The following is a 3,441-nucleotide window of genomic DNA, read 5'->3' on the forward strand; positions in this document are numbered from 1 at the left end:
ACCCCGACGGCAGCGTGCACTTCCCCGACGCCGACCCGAACTCACCCCTCGGCGCCGCCACCCCGCCCTTCGACACCGTGGAGATGGAGGTGCCCGAGGGCAGCCTGCTGGTGCTGTACACCGACGGCCTGGTCGAATCGTCCACCCTCGACATCGACCAGGGCATGGCCCATCTCGCCAAGGCGCTCACCGGCACGGTCTCCGGTGCCTTGCCGGGAACGCCGTGCCCGCACCAGAATGACGGCGCCGCGCCGGACCCGGCGGGGCTCCACTGCGTCGAGTGCCTCGAATCCCTGTGCGACAGCCTCACCTCCACCCTGCTGCCCAGAGAGGGGACCTCCGACGACGCCGCCCTGCTGATCGTCCGCACCCACGCGCTGTCCGGCGACGACATGGCCAGCTGGCCGCTGCCCGAGCACCCCAAGGCCGCCGGCCAGGCCCGCGAGCACGTACGGACCCAGCTCAGCGCCTGGCACCTGGACGACCTGTCGATGACCACCGAACTCCTGGCCAGCGAACTGGTCGGCAACGTCGTCCGGCACGCCAAGGGCCCCATCCAGCTCCGCCTCCTCCGCAGCAACGTGCTCACCTGCGAAGTCTCCGACGGCAGCCTCACCACGCCCCGCATCCGTCGCGCCGCCGAGACCGACGAGGGAGGACGCGGACTCCAGCTGGTCTCCGCGATCTCCCATCGCTGGGGCACTCGCTACACCGCCACCGGCAAATGCATATGGACCGAACAACTCCTGAAGGCCGCGGCCTCCGCCCTGCTCACCGAGCCGCCTGACCTGGACCTGTTCGACGTGCTCGGCGACTAGGGCAGCGTTTACAGCAGTCTTAGGCGGCTTGATGCACTGTTGTCCCGTTGCATAGCTATCGGGAGGATGAGCATGACCCCTGGGCCGGACGGATTCAGCACCACGGAAACACTGGAGAACAAGCCGCCCAGGCGCCGCTTCCCCCGCTCGCTGCTGCTCGTCGGCACCACCGCGCTCGTCGTGGTCACCGGCGCCGGCGTCGCCGCCGCGGCGGTGTTCTCGCCGTCGCCGTCCCCGACGCCCACCAGCACCGCGACACCGTCGGTGAGCCCGTCCGGCACGCCGTCCGACCCGGCGCCCGGACACGGCCGGGGCTGGGGCCACAAGATGGGCTTCGGCGGCCGCGCCCTGCACGGCGAGTTCGTCGTGCCCGACGGTTCGGGCACGTACACGACCATCGCCACCCAGTACGGCGACGTCACGGCCGTCGACCAGGACTCGATCACGGTCAAGAGCGAGGACGGCTACACCAAGGAGTACGTGGTCAACGCCGACACCCGCATCAACCGCGGCGGCGACGGCATCGACGCGGTGAAGTCCGGGCAGAAGGTCGTGGTCAGGGCGAAGGTGGACGGCGGCACGGCCACGGCCGTCGCGATCCGTGACACGACCCTGCGCGACGGGCAGGGCTGGCGCGGCAAGGGCGGCCGCTGGCACGGCGACCACCGGCCCGGCCAGCCGCCGACCTCGCCCTCACCGAGCTCCTCACCGACGAGCTCCTCACCCACGAGCTCCTGATCGCCGAGCGCGACTTCTCCGAGCAGGCGCGCGGCGCCGCGCGCCTGCTCGGCGCCGGCCGACGCATCTGACGGGTGCCCGGCTCGTCACACCAGGAAGATCAGCTCGAGTCCGATCAGCACGTCGAGCACACCGCACCACTCGGCGTAGGAGCGGGCGACGACCTTGCCGCGCCGCAGGTGCACGAAGTCCCAGACGCCGTGCAGCAACCATCCTGCCCCCACCACGTACCGGCCGGCCTCCGGATCGAGCGCCAGCCCGGCCAGCGCCAGCGCGCCGAACCCGAGCATGCCGATCGCCTGGATCCTGAATTCGCCCGACCGGCGCGAGTGCCCGTCGATCATGCCCCAGACCAGCACGATCAAGGCCAGGGTGAGCAGGACGGTGGACGGCGCGACCAGGTCCAGCAGCCGCGCCCCGATGATGATCACCATGCCCACGCCGAGCAGCGGCCACGACAGCGCGGGCCGGCGCAGCTTGGCGACGACGAGGTAGAGCAGCGGCAGGGCGGGCAGAACCTGCGCGAGGCTCATCACCTCGCTGCTCAGGCCGCTGCCGCTGCTCGCCGAGAGGAACGTCAACCCGATGGCGACGGCGGTCGGCCAGCGGTCCTTGAGCACGTGGATCCAGCTCTTCGGGGTGGGCGCGGTATTCGTGGCTTCCATGGGAGGCCGCCTCCTTGATACGGGGGTGAGGTTTGGAGGCCTCCAGGCTCGCCGACGTGCGCCGCCACTCGGTAGGGCCGGAACCGCACGTCCGAGCATGGACCTGTCACATGATCGCGTGACATTTGTCATCAGGCCGGGCGCGGCGGCAGAGGGCCGGCGCGGTGGATTGCTGCCACAATGGCCGCGTGCGTGACGTGCCGGTCGATCCTGGGACGGGGCTGACGAACTTCCGCCGTTACACCTGGTGGAGTCTCTTCGGCGTCACCGCGTTCTTCCTGGTCTTCAGTGTCAGGAGCCGGATCGTGGACGCGGCGGTGCCGGTCGTGGTCCGGCTCGCCGCCGTGGCCGCCTTGGCGCTGACGGTGACGGCCATCGCCGCGTCGATCAGCCGCCGGATCCCGCGTGTCCCCCTCGCGTCGCCGGGCACCAACCGGGCCGGGCCGCCGCCGGTGAGATGGCTGGTGGCCGGGAGTGTGGGCGCGGTGGTGCTGGGCGGGATCCTGCTCGCGGTGCGGGACTACGGGCTCTGGTCGTTCGGCCCGGCCATGATGGTCTCGATCATCGCGATGTTCCTGCCCGGCCGACGTCGGTGGTCGCTGATCGCCGTCGCGGCGGCGGTCGCGGCGGTCCTCGGCGGGGTCACGGCCGCGGTCTCGGGGCAGGGACTCGTGTTCGCGGCGGCGTTCCCTGCCGGGCTGGTGCTCTTCACCGGGTGGGTCACGCTCGGGATGTTGTGGGCGTGGGACGTGGCCGAGCGGCTGAACGCGGCCCGCCGGTTGTCGGCGGAGCTGGCGGTCAAGGACGAGCGGCTGCGTTTCGCCGCCGATCTGCACGACATCCAGGGCCACCATCTGCAGGTGATCGCGCTCAAGAGCGAGCTGGCGGCACGGCTGGCGGGGGCCGACCCGGCGCGGGCGGCGGAGGAGATGAACGAGGTACGGCGGCTGGCCGCGGACGCGTTGCGAGACACTCGCGCCGTCGTCCAGGGGTATCGTCGCGTCACGCTGGAGGAGGAGATCGCGAACGCGACCAGGGTGCTCGCTGCGGCCGGCATCGACGCCCGGATGGAGCTCGACCCCGCCGCCGCCCCAGGCCTCCTGCCCGATCCGGGCCGGCGCCTGCTGGGACTGGTGATGCGGGAGGCGACCACCAACGTGCTGCGCCACAGCCGCGCCCGGCAAGCCGAGGTGTCCTTGCGGATCACCGGCCACCAGGCC

Annotated in this window: 4 protein-coding genes; 3 read left to right on the forward strand and 1 reads right to left on the reverse strand. The window is 71.6% G+C overall.

What is annotated here, in order from left to right:
- Together ETD86_RS53275 and ETD86_RS53280 are read left to right on the forward strand one after the other, a co-directional pair.
- A partial coding sequence (locus ETD86_RS53275) for a SpoIIE family protein phosphatase (protein ID WP_170223798.1) occupies positions 1-818 on the forward strand: 818 nt, incomplete at its 5' end.
- Between the two features lie 72 nt (positions 819-890).
- Entirely contained in the window at positions 891-1,556 is a 666-nt protein-coding gene (locus ETD86_RS53280) for a hypothetical protein (protein WP_211370909.1), read from the forward strand.
- A gap of 86 nt (positions 1,557-1,642) precedes the next feature.
- Here the strand turns inward: ETD86_RS53280 and ETD86_RS53285 are convergent, their stop codons facing one another.
- Positions 1,643-2,221, reverse strand: a complete 579-nt coding sequence (locus ETD86_RS53285; protein WP_138674219.1) for a hypothetical protein — start codon at positions 2,219-2,221, stop codon at positions 1,643-1,645.
- 188 nt (positions 2,222-2,409) lie between these two features.
- Between ETD86_RS53285 and ETD86_RS53290 the strand changes: the two genes are divergently transcribed.
- Positions 2,410-3,441 (forward strand): sensor histidine kinase (locus ETD86_RS53290; RefSeq protein WP_211370910.1); only part of this gene is annotated, 1,032 nt, incomplete at its 3' end.

Origin of the sequence: Nonomuraea turkmeniaca (genome assembly GCF_005889735.1) — a bacterium.
In the GTDB taxonomy this organism is placed as follows: Bacteria; Actinomycetota; Actinomycetes; order Streptosporangiales; family Streptosporangiaceae; genus Nonomuraea; species Nonomuraea turkmeniaca.

Bases quoted from the DNA above. Each gene is read 5' to 3' on its own strand.
- ETD86_RS53280 (WP_211370909.1), top strand. From the start codon at position 891: ATGACCCCTGGGCCGGACGGATTCAGCACCACGGAAACACTGGAGAAC.
- ETD86_RS53285 (WP_138674219.1), bottom strand. From the start codon at position 2,221: ATGGAAGCCACGAATACCGCGCCCACCCCGAAGAGCTGGATCCACGTG.